This window comes from Arthrobacter sp. 01T414 (genome assembly GCF_056398965.1).
Genome location: NZ_JBFTQK010000006.1, coordinates 158,448 through 176,911 on the forward strand (window position 1 = coordinate 158,448; position 18,464 = coordinate 176,911).

14 protein-coding genes and 1 tRNA gene are annotated in these 18,464 nt (G+C 67.1%); 7 read left to right on the top strand and 8 right to left on the bottom strand.

All coding sequences use genetic code 11. From position 1 onward, the window contains the following. Nucleotides 1–290: 290 nt before the first annotated feature. Together AC1DK9_RS14310 and AC1DK9_RS14315 are read right to left on the bottom strand one after the other, a co-directional pair. A tRNA-Thr gene (locus AC1DK9_RS14310) sits at nucleotides 291–367 on the bottom strand. Between the two features lie 148 nt (nucleotides 368–515). Beyond that, nucleotides 516–1,409, bottom strand: coding sequence for a DsbA family protein (locus AC1DK9_RS14315; RefSeq protein WP_476916334.1), 894 nt, complete (start codon nucleotides 1,407–1,409; stop codon nucleotides 516–518). A gap of 336 nt (nucleotides 1,410–1,745) precedes the next feature. Between AC1DK9_RS14315 and AC1DK9_RS14320 the strand changes: the two genes are divergently transcribed. From AC1DK9_RS14320 to AC1DK9_RS14330, 3 genes are all read left to right on the top strand, one after another. Next, on the top strand, nucleotides 1,746–3,155 hold the full coding sequence (locus AC1DK9_RS14320) for an alpha,alpha-trehalose-phosphate synthase (UDP-forming) (RefSeq protein WP_476863554.1): 1,410 nt from the start codon (nucleotides 1,746–1,748) through the stop codon (nucleotides 3,153–3,155). Next, nucleotides 3,145–3,957 (top strand): trehalose-phosphatase, encoded by an 813-nt coding sequence (gene otsB / locus AC1DK9_RS14325; protein ID WP_476863509.1) that lies wholly within the window; start codon nucleotides 3,145–3,147, stop codon nucleotides 3,955–3,957. Before AC1DK9_RS14320 ends, otsB begins: the two co-directional genes overlap by 11 nt. 134 nt (nucleotides 3,958–4,091) lie before the next feature. Then, complete coding sequence (locus AC1DK9_RS14330) at nucleotides 4,092–4,496, top strand: hypothetical protein (protein WP_476916335.1); 405 nt, start codon at nucleotides 4,092–4,094, stop codon at nucleotides 4,494–4,496. 44 nt (nucleotides 4,497–4,540) lie between these two features. On the opposite strand, the gene AC1DK9_RS14335 is transcribed toward AC1DK9_RS14330, so the two are convergent. Further along, on the bottom strand, nucleotides 4,541–4,951 hold the full coding sequence (locus AC1DK9_RS14335; protein ID WP_476916336.1) for a VOC family protein: 411 nt from the start codon (nucleotides 4,949–4,951) through the stop codon (nucleotides 4,541–4,543). Nucleotides 4,952–5,209: 258 nt separating this feature from the next. Here AC1DK9_RS14335 and AC1DK9_RS14340 point away from each other — a divergent pair, with 258 nt between their 5' ends. Beyond that, entirely contained in the window at nucleotides 5,210–6,292 is a 1,083-nt protein-coding gene (locus AC1DK9_RS14340; RefSeq protein ID WP_476909065.1) for an ABC transporter ATP-binding protein, read from the top strand. A 158-nt stretch (nucleotides 6,293–6,450) separates the two neighbouring features. After that, nucleotides 6,451–7,863 (top strand): DUF4032 domain-containing protein, encoded by a 1,413-nt coding sequence (locus tag AC1DK9_RS14345; RefSeq protein WP_476916337.1) that lies wholly within the window; start codon nucleotides 6,451–6,453, stop codon nucleotides 7,861–7,863. 98 nt (nucleotides 7,864–7,961) lie between these two features. On the opposite strand, the gene AC1DK9_RS14350 is transcribed toward AC1DK9_RS14345, so the two are convergent. From AC1DK9_RS14350 to AC1DK9_RS14370, 5 genes are all read right to left on the bottom strand, one after another. Beyond that, on the bottom strand, nucleotides 7,962–9,332 hold the full coding sequence (locus AC1DK9_RS14350; RefSeq protein ID WP_476916338.1) for an FAD-binding oxidoreductase: 1,371 nt from the start codon (nucleotides 9,330–9,332) through the stop codon (nucleotides 7,962–7,964). Between the two features lie 49 nt (nucleotides 9,333–9,381). Continuing rightward, nucleotides 9,382–11,256, bottom strand: a complete 1,875-nt coding sequence (locus tag AC1DK9_RS14355; RefSeq protein ID WP_476916339.1) for a glycoside hydrolase family 13 protein — start codon at nucleotides 11,254–11,256, stop codon at nucleotides 9,382–9,384. Nucleotides 11,257–11,258: 2 nt separating this feature from the next. After that, nucleotides 11,259–12,227: a sugar ABC transporter permease gene (locus AC1DK9_RS14360; protein WP_476863502.1), complete on the bottom strand. Its 969-nt coding sequence runs from the start codon at nucleotides 12,225–12,227 to the stop codon at nucleotides 11,259–11,261. Further along, on the bottom strand, nucleotides 12,224–13,876 hold the full coding sequence (locus tag AC1DK9_RS14365; protein ID WP_476916340.1) for an ABC transporter permease subunit: 1,653 nt from the start codon (nucleotides 13,874–13,876) through the stop codon (nucleotides 12,224–12,226). The genes AC1DK9_RS14360 and AC1DK9_RS14365 overlap by 4 nt, the downstream gene beginning before the upstream one ends. A gap of 121 nt (nucleotides 13,877–13,997) precedes the next feature. Beyond that, nucleotides 13,998–15,302 (bottom strand): sugar ABC transporter substrate-binding protein, encoded by a 1,305-nt coding sequence (locus tag AC1DK9_RS14370; RefSeq protein WP_476863500.1) that lies wholly within the window; start codon nucleotides 15,300–15,302, stop codon nucleotides 13,998–14,000. A gap of 324 nt (nucleotides 15,303–15,626) precedes the next feature. Here AC1DK9_RS14370 and AC1DK9_RS14375 point away from each other — a divergent pair, with 324 nt between their 5' ends. Continuing rightward, on the top strand, nucleotides 15,627–17,372 hold the full coding sequence (locus AC1DK9_RS14375; RefSeq protein ID WP_476916341.1) for a glycoside hydrolase family 13 protein: 1,746 nt from the start codon (nucleotides 15,627–15,629) through the stop codon (nucleotides 17,370–17,372). 2 nt (nucleotides 17,373–17,374) lie between these two features. Further along, nucleotides 17,375–18,409 (top strand): LacI family DNA-binding transcriptional regulator, encoded by a 1,035-nt coding sequence (locus AC1DK9_RS14380; RefSeq protein WP_476916342.1) that lies wholly within the window; start codon nucleotides 17,375–17,377, stop codon nucleotides 18,407–18,409. The last annotated feature ends 55 nt before the right edge of the window (nucleotides 18,410–18,464 follow it).

Below are 18,464 nucleotides of genomic sequence, written 5' to 3' on the forward strand. Positions count from 1 at the left end.
TCCCCGTAGAGCATTCCGCACGTTGGGAGTTCGGTCCGTGGGCCCCACTCATGGGCTGGTTCAAGAAGCGCCCGGGCCTTACCCGCGCCATTGGGGTGGCACAAGTCGCCGGTGCCATTGCGGTGTCAGCGTCCCTTTCCAAAACCCCGGGGCCGGCCTGGAAAAAGTGACGGGGAGCGGTCCAGACGCTGGTGGAGCCGCCGCATCTCCTCGGCCGCGCTAAGCGTCCCGACTGGTTTGTACAAAAACCCCTCCGTCCCGGGGCAAAATCGCCGGGACGGAGGGGTTCGTGGAGCCCCCTGTCGGATTCGAACCGACGACCCCCGCTTTACAAGAGCGGTGCTCTGGCCAACTGAGCTAAGGAGGCAATGCGCCGTCGTCGTCCGGGCACGAGACGGCCGGACGCTAAGCGCTAGATAAGGGTAGCCCACGGACGCCCGCCGGTAAAAAATGCCAGCAACGCAACAGCCCGGCCCCGGAGTAACCGGGACCGGGCTGTTTCCGCGGGACGGACGCTACTTCTTCTTGGCGTCCACCGCGGCCTGCAGGAACTGCTCGAACGGGGTCTGCGCGCTGGCGCCCTTGCCCCACTGCTTGCCCTCGACGAAGACGGTCGGCGTTCCGGTGACGCCGATGGCCGTAGCCTCCTGCGTCGTGTACTTCACGTACGGGCGGTAGGTCTTGTCGTCCACGCACTTGTCGATGCTCTTGGCACCGGTATCTGTGGCCAGCTTCTTCAGCTCGTTGTCGGAGAGGCCGGGACTGCCTTCCGCCGGCTGCTTGGCGAAGAGCGCGTCGACGAAGTCCGAGTACTTCTCCGGCGATTCGTTCACCACGCAGGCCGCGGCGTTGGCCGCGCGCGAGGAGTAGTTGGTGCTGGAACGGCTGTCCAGGAAGCCGAGCGGGCGGTACTCGACCGTAATCTTGCCCTCGTTGCGCAGCTTGGTGAGGGTCTCGTTGTACCGGGACTCGAAGTCCTTGCAGACCGGGCAGATGAAGTCGATGTACAGGACCACCTTGACCGGCTTGCCAGCCTCGGCCTCGGCGCCCGGCGCCTTGATTTCGGCAGGAGGCGTCGCAGCGGGCGAGGGCACGTCAGCTACGTTGACCGTGGCCGGTTCCGTCTTCGCCACCCCGGTGTTGGCCAGCAGGGTCACGCCGCCGTGGACGTTGCCGTTCGCCGGCGTCGGGCCGGAGTCGGCCACCGGGGCGTTGTTCTTGATGTTCGAGGTCACCACGAGGGCGACAATCACGATGATGGCGACGACGGCGGCCACGATGCCCCAGCCGATGAGCAGCTTGTTGCGTTTTTCCTTCTTCAGCTGCGCCTCGCGGATCTCACGGGCTTTCTCGCGGGCCGCGGCTGTGCGCTCCGCTTTGGACTGACGGGGTTCGTTTGCGGCGCTCATTAGTTCCTCGTGTCGATCGGCCTGGGATGGTCCACTTGGGTGGCAACTTCATCATTTTAGGGGAGAAACAAGGGAGCTTGCGCTTTCAAGTTTCCTTCTGTGTGCCCAACGGACGAATAGCCCGGAAGATTCCACCCGGCTAGGGTGGATAAGAGCCATAAGCGACCCCAGGGGGCACCAATGCAAGCAACCGAACGCGCCGAGCAGAGCGCCGAACAACGCGCCGAGCAGGCCGCCGAGCACGATACTGCCCAGACAGCCGACCGGGCGCAGCACACCGAGCCAGGCGCCGAAAAGCACCCGGACGCATCGGAGCCGGGCGCCACGTTCGATTTCATGGTGGTGTCCAACCGCATGCCGGTGGACCGGTGCTCCCCCGATGAGCCTGGCTGCGAGGACGGCTGGCGCCGTTCCCCCGGCGGCCTGGTGACCGCGCTGGCCCCGATGATGACCAAGACCGACGGCGCCTGGGTGGGCTGGCACGGCGCCCCCGACGAACACCTCGAGCCCTTCAGCCACGGCGGCATCGACCTTATCCCCGTCCAACTCAGCACCCGGGACATCGAGCTCTTCTACGAGGGGTTCTCCAACGCCACGCTCTGGCCGCTGTACCACGACGTTATCGCTCCGCCCGAGTTCCACCGCGCCTGGTGGGACTCGTACCGCAAGGTCAACAAGCGGTTCGCCGACGCCGTCATCCGCCACGCCGCCCAGGGAGCCACGGTCTGGGTGCAGGACTACCAGCTCCAGCTGGTCCCCAAGATGCTCCGCGAGGCGCGCCCGGACCTTAAGATCGGCTTCTTCAACCACATCCCCTTCCCGCCGCCGGAGATCTTCGCGCAACTGCCGTGGCGCCGCGCGATCATCGACGGCCTGCTGGGCGCGGACCTGGTGGGCTTCCAGCGCAGCAGCGACGCCGGGAACTTCATGCGCTCCGCCCGCCGCTTCCTCGGCGCCAGCGTCAAGCAGCAGCAGGTCCACGTCAAGGGCGCCGACGGCGAAACCACGCACATCGCCCGCGCCCAGGCGTTCCCGATCTCCATCGACGTCAAGCAGATCAGCGAACTGGCCCGGAATCCCGAGATCATCGAACGCGCCAAGCAGATCCGGCGCGACCTCGGCAACCCCAAAACCATCCTGCTCGGTGTGGACCGATTGGACTACACCAAGGGCATCCGGCACCGGCTCAAGGCGTACGAGGAACTCCTCGAAGACGGCAAGGTCACGGTGGAGGACGCCTCCCTGATCCAGGTGGCCAGCCCCAGCCGCGAGCGCGTCGAACAGTACCGCCTGCTGCGCGAGGAAGTGGAAGGCACCGTCGGCCACATCAACGGCACCTTCGACACCATGCAGAACACCGCCGTCCGCTACCTGCACCACAGCTACCCGATCGAGGAAATGGTGGCGCTGTACCTGGCGGCCGACGTCATGCTCGTCACCGCCCTGCGCGACGGCATGAACCTGGTGGCCAAGGAATATGTCACCGCCCGGACGAACAACGACGGCGCCCTGGTCCTGAGTGAATTCGCGGGCGCCGCGGACCAGCTCAAGCAGGCACTCCTGATGAACCCGCACGACATCGACGGCCTCAAGGACACAATCATGCGGGCAGTCAACATGCAGCCCGCCGAGGCCGCGCGGCGGATGCGGGCCATGCGCAAGCAGATCCTGGACCACGACGTCGACCTCTGGTCCGCGGACTTCCTGAGCGCGCTCCAGGAAAAGGTGGTCCGCGATGACTCCTGAGGCCGACGCCCCCCGGACCAAGCTTTCGCTCTCCCCCGAGCTGCTGGAGGCCGTGCACCGCGTCGCCGGCACGGAACAGCTCCTGGTGGCCATGGACTTCGACGGCACCATGGCACCACTGGTGGACCATGCGGAGGATTCCCGGGCCCTGCCCCGATCGGCTGACGCCTTCGCGGCCCTTGCGGAACTCCCCCGAACGACGACGGCGCTCATCTCCGGCCGGGCCTTGGACAGCCTGCGGGCGGTCGCCTCACCGCCGGAGCAGACCCTACTGATCGGCAGCCACGGCGCGGAAGTCTGGATGGGCCCCGGCTCCACCGAACTGGTCTTGGAAGACAGCCAGCGGGAACTGCTGAAGGAGGTGCGCCAGGTGCTGGCCGACATCGTGGACCAAGCGCCCGGAACCCTGCTGGAGGACAAACCGGCCGGCGTCGTGCTGCACACCCGGCTGGCCGCCGACGATGTCGCCGAGGACGCTGTGGCGGCGGCGAAGGCTGCCCTGCAGGACCGCCATGGCGTCTTCGTCAAAACCGGCAACCGGGTGCTGGAGACCTCCGTGGTCCACGCCTCCAAGGGAGAAGGGATCTCATTCCTCCGCCAGGCCACCGGAGCCACCGCCATCGTGTTCGCCGGTGACGACACCACGGATGAAGACGCCTTGGGCAGCCTCATCCGCGGCGACCTGGGCGTCAAGGTGGGACTGGACTTCACCCAGGCCGAATTTCGGGTGGAAGCCCCGGCACACGTCTCCGAGTTCCTGGAAGCGCTGCTGCGCGAACGGCGAAAGGCCGTCGGCGCCTAGGACGTCGCCGCCTGGCTCCCCCGCCCGCCCCTTCAACCCGGCACTCCCGGGTCATCCTGTCCGGGATCGACTGCCCTCGCTAGACTTAAATTGCGCCGCACAAGACGCAGATTTCGTTTCGGAAGGGAACGATCATGACCAAGAACAGCGGCAAGGAAAACACCTCGGAGGCAGCCGGTTCCGGCTCGAACCCTGAGGAAAAGGACCTTCGGGGCCGGTACGTCGAAGGCGACTTCGGCAAGTCCGGCGCCCAGTCCGGCCGGCACTCGGACGACGAGGAAGGCCAGTACATTGAGGGCAACTACGGTGCGGCGGGATCCGAAGGTGGACTGCCCGAACCGCTTGGCGACAAGGCCCGCGAATCGGGACGCTACGTCAGGGCGGACTACGGCGGTGCCGGATCGGCACCGGCGCGCACGGCGGAGTCGGAAGTCGGCCGGTATTCCGAGGGCAACTACGGCGCCGATGGCACCGTGGATCCCACGYGCAAGGCCCGCCCACACAAAGAGCCGGAATCTGAAGCAACTGACTCCCAGTAGCTGCCATTTCCGGCCCTCAGGCGCGTATAAGCCTGATCCGCGTATCAGCTCGGTGCGGACTCAGGTTCGTAACCGATCAGCCAGTGAAGTCCGTGGCGGTCGATAACTTGGCCGTCCGAGGCACCCCACGGCTTCGCGGCCAGGGGGTCCACCACCCGCCCGCCGGCCGAGAGCTTGTCGAACCACTCGTGCAGGACTGCAGGTTCCGCGGTCCCCAGCAGTGAGAGCATTAGGCCTTCGCACCGGACACTCGTCTGGCCGGCCGCCACATCGGATCCCGCCAGGGCCACTGGCCCGTTGAGCTGGCCATGGGCGACGGCATCGGGCGGGCCGTCGTCGCGGTTGAACTCCTGATAGGTGAACAGGGACAAGCCGCCGCCGAAAATACCCGCGTAGAAGCCAAGCGCTTCCCGCGCCGTGCCGGGGAAGCTGACATAGATCTGCAAGGCCGTCATGGGCACAGCATACACAGCGCCATCTCCCCCAAAGTGAGCGAGGTTACCTGTGAGATCCGCAACTATTTAGCCCCAAAGACAAAAATCTGACATACTCTGTATGTGATGTGGCGCACAACTACCGTGCGGCGTCACTGGATGCTCCTCGGCTTCGGCCGGGGAGCATGCGCATCCACCACCGGATGCCACAACTGAATACAAAGAACCATTCACTACGGATCGTCCGGCACGTACCTGCCGGTGAAGGGATTGATAACTGTGGCTACAGTTACTTTTGATAACGCTACGCGTCTGTACCCGGGCACAGAGAAGCCCGCTGTTGACAAGCTCAACATTGAAATCGCCGACGGCGAGTTCCTGGTCCTCGTTGGACCCTCCGGCTGTGGAAAGTCCACCTCCCTGCGCATGCTTGCAGGCCTTGAGGATGTGAACTCCGGCCGGATCCTGATCGGCGACCGCGACGTCACCGACGTTCCGCCGAAGGACCGCGACATCGCCATGGTGTTCCAGAACTACGCCCTGTACCCGCACATGACGGTGGCGGACAACATGGGCTTTGCTCTGAAGATCGCCGGCGTCAGCAAGGAAGAGCGCGCCGAGCGTGTCCGTGAAGCTGCCAAGCTCCTGGACCTCGAGCCGTACCTGGACCGCAAGCCGAAGGCGCTCTCCGGCGGCCAGCGCCAGCGCGTCGCCATGGGCCGCGCGATCGTGCGTAACCCGCAGGTCTTCCTCATGGACGAGCCGCTGTCCAACCTTGATGCCAAGCTGCGCGTGCAGACCCGCACGCAGATCGCGTCGCTGACCCGCCGCCTCGGCGTCACCACCGTCTACGTCACCCACGACCAGGTCGAGGCCATGACCATGGGCGACCGCGTGGCCGTCCTCAAGGACGGCCTGCTGATGCAGGTGGACACCCCACGCAACCTCTACGACAAGCCGAAGAACGTCTTCGTCGCCGGCTTCATCGGCTCCCCGGCCATGAACCTGCTCGAACTTCCCGTCGTCGACGGCGGCGTGCAGTTCGGCGGCACCGTCTACCCGGTACCGCGCGACGTCCTCGAGGACGCCTCCGGCTCCACCGTCACGCTGGGCACCCGTCCGGAAGACCTCGAGACCGCGCCGCAGGGCGAGGGCCTGCAGGTTGAGGTCGACGTTGTCGAGGAACTCGGCGCCGACGCCTACGTCTACGGCCACACCACGCTGGACGGCAAGGACCACGACATCGTGGCCCGCGTCGACGGCCGCCGTCCCCCGATGAAGGGCGAGACCGTCTGGGTCCGCCCGCAGTCGGGCCACGTGCACCTGTTCGACACCAAGACCGGCCTGCGCCTCGGCGACTAGTCCCCACCGGCTCCCTAACCTCGCTTCGCTTCGGTCAGGGAACCCTGCCGGCGTGGGCCCAGTCCGCTTCCGACGGCGGCTCTCCTCCGGGAGGGCCGCCGTCGGCCGTTATCCGGCAGCTTTAGGCGTGGCCCACCCAAGTACGGGAGAATTGCGTTATGACCGAGGACAACGGTGCCCAGTGGCACGATGAACCCACTGACTACGGCCAGATCGGCAAGCTGCCCCGGTACCAGGCCGCCAGCGCCAACGACGAGAAGGCGGCGTCGAGTTCGCTGAGCATTACCGCGGCGGCCACGGAACCCGAGCTGCTGGATCTGCCGTGGCACATCGCGCTCGAGGACTGGCCCGCGGAGTACCTCGCTGCCCTCCCCCGCGGCATCTCCCGGCACATTGTCCGGTTCGCCCACCTGGGCGGCTCCGTGATCGCCATCAAGGAAACCTCGGAGCACATCGCGCGGCACGAGTACCACATGCTCCGCAAGCTCGCCCGGCTGGACGTGCCGTGCGTGGAGCCGGTTGCGGTTATCACGGGGCGCACCACCCCGGAGGGCCGGCCGCTGAATCCCGTGTTGGTCACCCGGCACCTGAAGTTCTCGATGCCGTACCGTGCGCTGTTTTCCCAGATGCTGCGCAAGGACACCCTGACGCGCCTGATCGACGCGCAGGCTCTGCTCCTGGTCCGGCTGCACCTCATCGGTTTCTACTGGGGCGACGTTTCGCTCTCCAACACCCTGTTCCGCCGCGATGCCGGCGCCTTCGCGGCCTACCTCGTGGATGCCGAGACCGGCGAGCTGTACCCGGACCTGTCCACCGGCCAGCGCGAGTACGACCTGGAAATTGCCCGGGTCAACATCGCCGGCGAACTGATGGATCTGCTCGACGGCGGGCTGATCGAGGAAAAGGTGGACCCGGTGGCCACCAGCGAGCTCATCATGGAGAGCTACCGGCGGCTGTGGACCGAGCTGACGGAAAAGGAATCCTTCGAGATCGGCGAGCGCTGGCGGGTCGCGGCGCGAATCCGGCGGCTCAACKAACTGGGCTTCGACGTCGAGGAATACGCGATCAAGACCACGCAGAACGGCTCCACGATCCAACTCCAGCCCAAGGTGGTGGACGCGGGCCACCACCAGCGCCGGCTGCTGCGCCTGACCGGCCTGGATGCGCAGGAGAACCAGGCCCGGCGGCTGCTGAACGACATGGACTCCTTCCGTGCGGACAACAACCCTGGGATGGACGAGGAGTACAGCGCGCACCTGTGGGTGAGCCAGATCTTCGAGCCGATCGTCCGCTCGATTCCCCGCGACCTCTCCGGAAAGCTTGAACCGGCGGAAGCCGTGCACGAGATCCTGGAGCACCGCTGGTATATGTCGGAGAAGGAGAACCGGCACATCCCGCTCGCCGAGGCCGTGCAGTCCTACATCGACTCGGAGCTCCGGCACCGCCGTGACGAGGCCGCGATCATGCTGAACCCCGACACAGAGCTGCTCAAGATCCTTGAAGTCGAGACCGAGGAGTCACGCTACGGCGAAGACGAGGCGATCGACGAATACCCGGACTCGGACGACTGAGCCCTCCCCCAACCCAACTGACTCGCAGTCGTTGTCGTTTTGAGGGCTCATAACGGCAACTATTGCGATCTACTTGGGCGGGAAGAAGCACAGCCGGGCTAGATCGCCTTGCCGGGGTTCAGGATTCCGGCGGGGTCGAAGAGTTCCTTGATCCGGCGCTGCAGCTCGCGCACCGGTTCCTTCTGCTCCAGGCCGAGCCAGCGCAGCTTGTACTGTCCCACGCCGTGCTCCCCGGTGATGGTGCCGCCCATCGCCAGGGCCACGGTGACGGAGTTGTCCAGGGCCGCCCCCAGCCGTTCGATCGCTGCGGCGTCCACGGCGCCGCCCGTGCGGTCCACCCAGAAGGTCGGGTGCAGGTTGCCGTCACCGGCGTGCGCCACCACCTTGAGCTTGACCTGGTGGCGGACGGCCATCGCCTCCAGCTCCGCGACGTAGTCCACCAGCCGGGACCGCGGAACGGCCACGTCCTCGCCCACCCGGTATTCGTCGTCGACCTCGACGCCGCGGCTGTTGCGGCGCAGTTCCACCAGCTGCTCGGCTTCGGCATTGGCTTCCATGGTAACCACGGCCCCGCCGGCGGCCAGCACCGGCCGGATCGCGGCAGCCTCCGCCGCTGCGCCGAAGCCGTCGGTCTGGACCAGCAGCAGCGCGGCGCCCCGGGACGCCAGGTCGGAGCCGTGGGCGGCGTCGAGCTGGGCGAGCGAGCCGCCGTCGAGCAGTTCCATGATGGCCGGCTGCACGCGCGCCTTGCCCACGGCCAGGACACCCGCCGCGGCGCTGCGGAAGTCGGGGTAGAACGCCGCAATGGTGTGGACCTCCCGCGGCAGGTACTTCAGCCGCACCGTGATCCCGACGACGATCCCGAGGGTCCCCTCGGAGCCCACGAACAGCCCTGTGAGGTCGTAGCCCGCCACGCCCTTGAAGGTCTGGTGTCCGGTGTGGATCAGCGTGCCATCCGCAAGCACGACGTCGAGCGCCAGCACGGAATCCCGGGTCACCCCGTACTTCGCGCAGCGCAGGCCGCCGGCATTCGTGGCGACGTTCCCGCCGATGGTGGAGAGCTTGTAGCTGGCGGGATCGGGCGCGTACATCAGGCCGTGCACCGCGGCGGCGGCATTAAGCTCGGCGTTGATGACGCCGGGTTCGACTACGGCGGTTTCGTCGTCCGGGTTGAGGTCGAGGATGCGGTTCATCCGCTCTAGGCTCAGCACCACGCAGCCTTCGCTGGCGTGCGCACCGCCGGACACGCCGGTGCCGGCCCCGCGCGCTACCAGCGGCACCCGCTGGGCAGCGCAGGCCCGGACGGCAGCCTGGACGTCCGCCACGGATTCCGCCAGGACCACGGCCTGCGGGAGCTGGTAGTCCAGCACCGGCGCCTGGTCCACGGCATACGCCGCCAGGACCGCCTCATCCGCGATGACCTTCGCCCCGCCCAGGGCGGACGTCAGCTCCTCAACAATGCTGCGCATGCGCTCTCCAGTTCTCCGTCGAATCCGGCCCTCAGTCGTGGCCTTCAGTCTAAGGTGCCGGTAGCGCAACTCCGGGCAGCACCCAGACGCCGGCTGCCGGGCCGCCGGCACGGACGGTCGCTGCCGCCCCACCAGCGGCTGCCGCTATCGCGCCGACGGCGAAGGCCGGGGTATCCGCAAGCGCGGCGAGCTGCCGGGCAGAGAGCAGGCCCGCTGCGAGGTCCACTTCGGCCGCGGCCCGGGCCACCACCACCAGTACCGTGTTGTCCGCGGTTTCCCGCACGAAGGCCAGCGCATCGCCCTGCGCGTGCAGCCAGCGGATTCCGCCGCCGGTGAGGGCAGGCTGGGCCCGGCGCAAAGCGGTAAGCGCGGCGTACGGGTCCCGGAGGTCGGTCAGGATCCGGGACGGGTCGGTCCAGGGCATGGGAGTCCGGGAAAACTCCCCGTTGTCGCCCTTGAGTCCGAACTCGTCCCCGGCGAACACCACCGGCACGCCGGGCAGGGTGAACATCAGCACGGCGCCCAGCTGCTGGCCGCCGTCGATCATGACCGTGGCGGCGCGGGCGGTGTCGTGGCTGTTCAGGGCATTCATGTTCTGCTGCCGGACGTCCCAGCTGAAGGCCGCCGCCAGGTCCTGGTGGGTCGCAAGGAAGTCCTCCGCGCCCATCCGGTTGGGGCCGGGCAGTGGCGTTCCGAAAAAGTTGACGTGCCCGGCGTCGCCTGAAAGCCAGGCCCACAGCGGGCGGGTGAAGTTGGAATACGTCATGGCGCCGTGCCAGTGCTCGCCGCTGAAGTCCGGAGCGGCATCGTTGGTCGCCTCGGCCAGCAGCGCCGCGTCCGGGTTGATCTGGCGGACCCGGTCCGCAATCAGCCGGGCCACCTCCTGGTTGAGGTCGGTTTCGCCGAGCCGGCCGGTCATGTTGCCGACGTCGATCCGCCAGCCGTCCAGGTTGAACGGAGGCCGAAGCCAGCGGGCCACCGGCGAATCGTCGTCGAGGACGAACTTGTCCCGCAGCCCGGCCGAGGCCCAGTTGAATTTGGGCAGCGAGGCCACCCCGTACCAGGCCTCGTAGCTGCTGTGGTCCTTGCTGAAGTAGTAGTAGCCCGCCTCCTCGGACCCGGGCGCGGCCAGTGCCCGCTGGAACCACTCGTGCGCATCGCCGGAATGGTTGGCGGTCAGGTCGCCCATCACCTTCAGGCCGCGGGCGTGGGCCGCTTCGACGAGCTCCACCAGGGCCTGGTCCCCGCCGAGCAGGGGGTCAACGGTGGAAAAAGTGGATGCGTCATAGCGGTGGTTGGACCGGGCGGGGAAGAACGGCGTCAGGTAGATGACGTCCGCTCCAAGCTCCTGGATGTGGTCCAGGTGCTCCGTGACACCGTGCAGGTCGCCGCCGTAGAACTGGAAGGGCGTTTCGGCGGACGCGCCCTGCACTTCGGTGGTGTCCCAGTCGCAAGGCACCGCCCAGTCCGGGACGGGGTGCCCCGCAGCCCGGGCGGAGCGAGCGAAACGATCCGGGAAGACCTGGTACAGGGTGCCCTGCCGCAGCCACGCCGGCGCCGCGGGGAAGGCAGTCAGCCGAAAGTCCGCGTAGTCGGAGACGTCCCGGCCGAAGAGGCCCTGCGCGTTGAGGTGCCAGTACCGCTGCCCGGCCTCAATCAAAAACCGGTAGCGGGCCACCGGGTTGGTGACGGGCATTTCCGCTTCCCACCAGGCCCAGCCGTCCGCCTCCCCGAGGTTTACGCAGCCCGTGTAACGGGGTTCGCAGTCGTGGATCGAGCGGAGCCAGACCCGGCTGGCCGCACCCCACGCTTCGGGGACGCGGATCCGCAGCCGGGCCTGGTCCCCCAGGGCCGGCTGCTGCGGGGCGTGCAGGCCGGACCCGTCGTGGTGTGGGAGCAACCCGGCCGCGGCAGCACCTGACATGCCTAGCCCTTCACCGAGCCCGCCGTGAGCCCGCTGACGATGTAACGCTGCAGGAACAGGAACAGGGCCATCACCGGGATGGCCGAGATCACGGCGCCGGCGGCAAAAACACCCCAGTTCTCGGAGCGCTGCTGCGCCACGAATGAGTACAGCCCGACGGCGAGGGTCTGGCTGTCCGGATCGGTCAGCACCACGGACGCGATCACGAATTCACCTGAAATGCCGATGAAGGACAGCAGCCCCACGACGGCCAGGATCGGCGTGACCAGGCGCATGATGATGCCGAAGAAGATCTGCGTGTGGCTGGCGCCGTCAATCTTGGCGGCCTCGTCCAGGGACTGCGGCACGGTGTTGAAGAACCCGTACATGAGGTAGGTGTTCACGCCCAGGGCTCCGCCCAGGTACACCATGATCAGGCCCAGCTGGCTGCCCAGGCCCAGCGCCGGAATCACCTCGGAGATGCCGCTGAGGAGCAGGAAGATGGCCACGACGGCCAGCAGCTGCGGGAACATCTGCAGCAGTAGCAGGCTCAGCAGGCCGAACCGTCGGCCGGTGAAGCGCATCCGGGAAAAGGCATACGCCGCCATCGCCCCGAGGAACACCGTGGCCGCGGAGGTCACGCCGCCCACCACCATGGTGTTCAGGAACCAGCGGGCGAAGGGCCGCGAGGGCATGTCGAAGAGGGCGGTGAAGTTCCCGAAGTCGATCTTGCTGAACAGTGCGTTGGAACCGACGAGCGTGCCGGTGGAGTTCAGCGCTGCGGAGAGCACATAGAGCAGCGGGAAGACCGCGAAGATCGTCACGATGACACCCACCAGGTGCCGCCACCCCTTGTCCTTGAACCAGACGCCGAAGGGGCGCCGGCGCTGCAGGGACTTGAGGTATTCGACGTCGGTGGCGGCGGTGCCTGTGCCTGTGCCGGTGCCGGTGGCGTCCACCGGGGCGGTGGTGTGCGGTGCTGACCCGTTCATGAGTTCACGTCCTCGAGTGCCTTGGTCTGCTTGAAACTGATGGCCGAAACGGTGGCCACGATGATGAAGATGATGATGGCGAGGGCGCTGGCCAGGCCGTAGTCACGGCCGGTGCCCTGCCCGAAGGCAACCTTGTAGACGAGGGTGATCAGGATGTCCGTGGCTCCGATGTCCCGGTCGGTGTCGGCGAACCGCGGACCGCCGCCGGTGAGCATGAAGATCACGTTGAAGTTGTTGAAGTTGAACGCGAAGGAGGAGATCAGCAGCGGGGCGATCGACACCAGCAGCAGCGGCAGCTTGATGGAGCGGAACACCCGCCACGGGCCGGCGCCGTCCATCCGGGCAGCTTCGTCGAGTTCGGAGGGGAGCGACTGCAGGGCGCCGGTGCAGACCAGGAACATGTAGGGGAAGCCCAGCCAGAGGTTGACCACCAGGACGCTGATCTTGGCCAGGACCGGATCCGTGAGCCAGCCGATCGAGGCCCCGCCGAGCAGGGTCTGGTTGAGCCAGCCGAACTCCGGGTTGAGGATGCCGGACCAGACCAGGCCGGTGAGGAACGCCGGGAAGGCGTACGGCAGGATCATCAGGATCCGGTACACCTTCTTGCCCTTGAGGTCTTCCCGGTTGAAGGTGATGGCCAGGAACAGGCCCAGGGCGAAGGTCAGTGCCACGGAGGCCACGGCGAAGGTGAAGGTCCAGAGGATGACGCCCAGCAGGGGTCCGCGCAGGCTCGGGTCGGTGAAGGCGCGGGCGAAGTTCTCCATCCCGACGTCGATCTTCCAGCCCGTGGAGAGCGTCTCGCCGTTATCCGCGGCGAAGGCGCCCTTGCCGTTGTCGCGGTAGACCGCGCCCGTGGTGGTGTCGGTGAAGGTGTCCGCGCCCTGGTCGTACTTCAGCGCCGGCTTGAACTGGTAGGCGTTGCTGCCATCCGCGGTGCGAAGCGTGCCGTCGGCAGGGTTCGCGGAAACGGGAACCTTGATGTCCAGGATGCCTTGCTGATTGGCCACGATTTCCTGGAAGTTCAGGGTTTGGTAGCCGTCCAGCGTCTTGGCCTTGCCGGTGGAGTCCTTGCCGGCCCCGGAGACTTCCTCCAGCGGCTTGTCGGTGGTGCCCAGCGAGACTTTGCCCTGCGGGTCCGTGAAGAGCAGGTAGAACGAGTTGTCCTTGGCCAGCACGGAAGTCTTGTACGCCGGTGAATCCGGGACGCGCTTCTGGGCGGTGAGCTGGATGGCGGCGATCGCGTCATCCTTGGTGCTGTTGTGCCCGTCGCCGTAGTTCGTGAAGGCGATGTAGCCACTGAACATGACCACGAAAACCTGGAAAACCAGCAGGAACAGCACGCCGGGGGCCAGATACTTGGCCGGCAGGCCGCCCTTGCGCAGGTAGATCCAGTTGATCACCAGCACGACGGCGGCGGAGACACCCAGCGCCAGCCAGGACTGGCTAAGGAAGAGCATGATCAGGACGTAGACGGCCAGGGCGTCCACGAGGCCCAGGAGCACGATCTTGGCAATCGTCCCCTTGATCCCCTCCGGACCGGTCCGGCGTTGGCGGAGGGTTCTGGCCTGCCGGCCGTGGTTTGCGGGGACGGCGTCCGAAGGGGACGTCGCTGCGGGGTCTGTGTCCTCGCGGAGTTCGGTATCTGACATGGCTCTCTACAGTCCTTGGGAGAAGCTGGGGTGATGCAGGAAGGGCCGGGCGGCCTGGTGGCCGCCCGGCCCGATGCTGCCGGGGAAGGGCGCGCGTGGCGCTCATTCCCCGGCGCGGGTACTAACCCTTGATTTTGCCCTTGATGCTGGCGGCCATCTTGGCCCAGTCAGCGGCCGGGTCGCCCTGGCCCTTGATCAGGGCGAGCTCGGTGGCTCCCCAGTCAGCCCAGACAGCGCTCATTTCCGGGATGGCCGGCATCGGGACGCCGGTGGCGCCGATCTTGCCGAAGGCGGCGACAACCGGATCGCTGGCAGCCTTGTCGAAGGAGGCCTTCAGTGCCGGCGGACGGCCGCCTGCCTTGTACATGGAGTCCTGGGCTGCCTCAGAGGTGAGGTAGTTGGTGACGAACTCGTTCGTGGCGAGGGCGTTGGCGCTCTTGGAGCTGATGAAGAAGCCGTTGACGCCGATGAACGGCTGGGCCGGCTGGTCGCCGGCGGTCGGCAGCTCGTCAACCGCGAACTTGATGCCCTTCTTCTGCACGTCCGGGACATTCCACGGGCCGGTCAGGTAGTACGGGGACTCGCCGGCGAGGAACTTCTCCTTGGCGATGTCACCGGTGATGTTGGAGTTGATGATCTTTTCGCCCTTGTCGCCCCAAGCGGCCAGCTTCTTGGCGAACTCGACGCCGGCGGCGTCGCCGATCAGCAGCTGCTTCGGGTCGTAACCGCCGTCGGCGGCCTTGCCGAAGACCTGCGAGCCCATGGAGGACTGCAGCGGGTACAGGTGGTACGGGTCGCCCTGCTTCGGGTCCATGCCGACGAGGAACGGGAACTTGGCCTTGCCCTCCGCGACGGCCTTCTTGCCGTTGGCGATGACCTCGTCCATGGTCTTGGCCGCGTCCGGCACGATGGCCGTGTTGCGCAGCAGCGCGATGTTTTCGATCGCGTAGGGAACGCCGTAAACGGAACCGTTGTAGGACATGGCCTTGATCGAGGACTCCTGGAAGGCGTCCTTCTTATCGCCGAGTTCGACCGGCGCGATGACGCCGTTCTGCACAAACTTGCCTACCCAGTCGTGCGGGCCGACGATCAGGTCCGGGCCCTTGCCCGTCGGGACCTGGGTGATGAAGTCGTCGCGAACGGCGGCGAAGTCCTTGACCACGAGCTTCACGTCGATGCCGGTGTCAGCCTTGAACTTGGCGGTGATGTCCTTCAGTGCGGGCGAGCGCTCAGCGTCGACCCACATGGTGATCGTGCCGGCGCCGCCGGACTTGAGGTCCGGCTTCGCGGTGGCCGTTGCCGTGGCCGGGCCGGTGGCTGCTGCCCCGCCGCAGGCACTGAGCGCCAGAGCCGCAACGACGGAGATTGCACCGGCCGTGAATACCCGGCGGCTGGTTCCGGTTGTGAGGGTGTTCTGCACCTTCATTGGTGTCCCTTTCATAAAAATCCTGCATCCACGTGGAGGGCTCTTCGGAAGACTCCTGGGCCCGGTGGCATCGTCGGTGATGTGGCTCACAGCTGCAAGCGCTTCCAAGCTACACGGTGATGGACGCTTTGGAAAGTCATCCTAGCGTGGCGTGTCGTCCGACCCTAACCGGCCCTGAAACGCGCGGGAAAGTGTGATGGCGCCGCATCAGCGGGAAATTGGGGCTTCGCCGGGCGGCTCTCTCCACGGCGGCATAGAAGGCGCGGCGGAGCGGTTGACTGGAAGCGTTTTCAATTTCGGCCATGTGGACTTACGATTACCGGCATGTCCGTTGATTCAGTACTCACCGCCCCCGCCGCGCTGGCCGGCCCGCTGACCCTGGTGCACGCCGCAGACAACACCCCCGGCTGGTGGCGCTCGGCCGTCATTTACCAGGTGTACCCGCGCTCGTTCCGGGACCTTAACGGCGACGGGGTCGGCGATCTGGCCGGCATCACAGCCGAACTCCCCCAGCTCGCCGAGCTGGAGATCGACGCGGTCTGGCTCTCGCCGTTCTACCGCTCCCCACAGCGCGACGCCGGCTACGACGTCAGCGATTACTGCGACGTCGACCCCTTGTTCGGGACCCTGGCAGACTTCGACGCCATGATGGCAGAGGCCAACCGTCTTGGCCTGCGCCTGATCGTGGACCTGGTGCCGAACCATTGCTCGGACCAGCACAGCGCGTTCCAGGCGGCGCTGGCTGCCCGCGCCGGCAGCCCTGAGCGGGACATGTTCATCTTCCGCGACGGCCGCGGCGAGTTCGGCGAGCTGCCGCCCAACAACTGGCAGTCGCACTTCGGCGGTCCGGCATGGACCCGGATCACCGAACCGGACGGCACCCCCGGCCAGTGGTACCTGCACCTCTTCGACACCTCCCAGCCCGACTTCAACTGGGACAACGACGCCGTCCACGCCGAATTCGAGCGCGTCCTGCGCTTCTGGCTGGACCGGGGTGTCTCTGGCTTCCGCGTAGACGTGGCTCACGCCCTGGTCAAGGCAGCCGGCCTGCCCGAATGGGGCGGCCGCGCCGACGGCAACAGCTCGCACGGCTTCCCCGGCCACGAGGCGCCAATGTTCGGCCAGCCCGCGCTGCACGACATCTACCGCACCTGGCGCCGCATCCTGGCCGAATACGGCCCCGACCGCATTCTCTGCGCCGAAGCCAACGTGGATCCGCTCCCCCGGCTCGCCGACTGGGTGCGCCCCGACGAGATGCACCAGGCCTTCAACTTCCCCTACCTGCATACCGGCCTGGACCCGCACCGCATGCGCGGCGTGATCACCGATTCCCTGACCGCCCTGGACGCCGTCGGCGCGCCGAGCACCTGGGTGCTGTCCAACCACGACGTCGTCCGCCACGCCACGCGCTTCGGCTACGACGGACCTGCCCCCCGCGACGGCGACGGCATCGGCCCCGCCGATCCGCAGCCGAACGAGGAGCTGGGGCGCTCCCGTGCCGCGGCGGCCTCGATGTTCATGCTCGGCCTGCCCGGCGGCGCCTACCTGTACCAGGGCGAGGAGTTGGGCCTCCCCGACGGAATCGACATTCCGGACGCCAAGCGCCAAGACCCCACCTTTGGCCGTACCGGTGGCGAGCGGCTGGGCCGCGACGGTTGCCGGGTGCCGCTGCCGTGGCGTTCCGCCGAAGCGCACGCAGGCTTCGGCGCCGGGGCGGATCCCTGGCTGCCGCAGCCGGCGAGCTTCGCCGGCCTGGCCCGGGACGCGCAGGCCGCGTCGCCGTCGTCGCACCTGTTCCTGTACCGCCGGATGCTGGAACTCCGGCGCGAGCTCAGCCTCGGCCAGGGCTCGCTTGCCTGGCTCGAAGACTGGTGCACGGACACCTCCCTGGCCTACCTCAACGGCACCACCGCGGTGCTGCTGAACGTCGGGCCGGAGCCGCTCGAGCTGCCCGCCGGACAGGTGCTGCTGCGCAGCTCCGCAACCGCGGAGCAGGCAGAAGACGCCCATCGGTTAAGCTCAGGTGAAACTGTTTGGCTGGAAATCTACATCGAGGACACGGAGAGCTGAAAATGCCCGGCATCAAGGACGTCGCGGAACGGGCCGGCCTCTCCATCGCCACCGTTTCGCGTGCCTTGAGCGGCAAGGGCAATGTATCGGCCCAGAGCCGTGAGCGGGCCCAAGCCGCCGCAGCCGAGCTCGGATTCGTGCTGTCCTACCACGCCTCCAGCCTGGCGTCCGGGCGGAACCACAACGTCGGCGTCGTGGTTCCGTCCGTGCACCGCTGGTTCTTCTCCTCGGTGGTTGAGGGCGTCTCCGCGACTCTGCTCGACGCCGGCTACGACCTCACGCTGTACAACGTCAGCGAAGGCGAGGAACGCCGGCACAGCGTGCTAAACGACTTCCTCCTGCGCAAGCGTGTGGACGCGGTCATTGCGGTGTCCTTGGAACTCAGCGAGGCAGAGATCCAGCAATTGCTCGCCATCCATCGGCCGATCGTCGGGATTGGCGGCCCGCTGCCGGGCGCCTCGACGATCCGGATCAACGACTCGGGCATCGCCGAGGCGGCAGCCCGGCACCTGATCCAGCTGGGCCACAGCCGGATCGCGCACATGACCGGCGACGCCGCATATGAGAAGGACTTCCGGCTCCCGGGTACGCGGCAGGGCGGCTTCACCAAAGCCATGCGCGACGCCGGGCTGACGATCCGTCCGGAATGGCTGGTTTCCGCCGACTTCACCATCCAGGGCGCGTATGCCAGCGCCCGGCAACTACTCGGCAGTTCGACGGAGCGTCCGACGGCGGTCTTTGCGGCCTCGGATGAAATGGCGATCGGCACCATCCTCGCCGCCCGCGACTTCGGGCTGCGCGTTCCCCAGGATCTGTCGGTCATCGGGATTGACGGCCACGAACTTGGCGAGCTCTTCGGCCTGACCACCATCGACCAGGACCCGCGGGGCCAGGGCGCCCTGGCGGTCCGGCGCCTGCTCGCGGGGCTGGAGGGCGGCGCGGAGACGGCGGCTGCAGACACCGAGTATCCGACCAAGTTCGTGATCCGCTCCAGCACGGCCGTGCCGCCCGTCGACGCCGTGTCCCTGCGGGGATAGCAGACCCAACAGGTCCTGCCCGGCAAGCGCTCCTAGCGGATCTTCATTCCCTGGG